1 protein-coding gene is annotated in these 1,142 nt (G+C 29.7%); it reads left to right on the forward strand.

Annotated elements, in window-relative coordinates; genetic code table 11:
• A partial coding sequence (locus HG1285_RS18600; protein WP_008289644.1) for an HD domain-containing protein occupies positions 1-1,105 on the forward strand: 1,105 nt, incomplete at its 5' end.
• Between the last annotated feature and the right edge of the window lie 37 nt (positions 1,106-1,142).

Consider the following 1,142-nt stretch of genomic DNA (forward strand, 5'->3'; position numbering starts at 1 on the left):
TTTACATGATATTGGTAAAGGACATAATACAGACCACTCAACACTTGGTGCAAAAATGGCTGTTGATATACTAACCCGTTTTGGCTACTCTAAAAGAGATGCAAAAATTGTAAGCGATTTGGTACTTCACCATCTTGAAATGGCAAAAGTTTCACAAAGAAGAAACATAAATGACCCAAAAATATTAGATGAATTTATAAAAATAGTAAAAAATACAGAATTTTTAAAAATGCTTACAGTTTTAACATGGTGTGATGCAAATGCAGTTGGTCCAAATGTATGGAACGACTGGAAGCAAACCCTTTTAATAGAACTTTATACAAAAGCATACAACATATTAAAAGAAGGAATAACCGCTCAGGAGTACAGCAGTAGATTGCTTGAAGAAAAATTAGTTAAAATAAAAGGTGCTCTTGAGGAAAAATACGGAAAAGAAAAAGCAGAAAAATTACTTTCACGGGTATCCCAGTACTACATAAACTCAATGCCGACAGACGAAATTCTAAAACATATGGAGCTTGAATATAAATTATTAAATACATCTGACCCTCAATTTTACTTTGAAGAAAACATAAATGTAGGATTTTCTGAAATAATAATGGCTGTTAATGATATTGAAAATCCGCTTCTTATATTTACTGGAATAATTAGTTCTATGGGGCTTAATATTCTTTCAATTTATAGTTTTGCAAGAAAAGATGGTACAAGATTAATAGCTTCTCAAATTTCAACACCAGCTTTAGAATCAGTAAGCCAACAAAAGTTTGAAAAGTTTTTAACTATCTTTAATGATTACAAGAAAGGTTTAATAACGTTAGACGATATTAGAAAAACAATTAAATATAAAGGCTTTAAAGTTAATACAATACCACCTCCAACATTTGTAAAAATAGACAATAGAACATCTGACCAGTACACAATTTTTGATATATCAGCAGAAGACAGGATAGGACTTTTATTTGATATAATTTATATCTTTTCAAAATTTGATATATATGTTCACATTGCAAAAGTTACAACACAAGGTGAAAGAGCAAGGGACGCATTTTATGTTAGAACTCCACAAAAGGAAAAAATAACTGATGAAAAACCCTTGAAAAGGTAAAAAAAGAACTTTTAAAGGTAATAAAAACATGAAACTG

This window comes from Hydrogenivirga sp. 128-5-R1-1 (assembly GCF_000171895.1).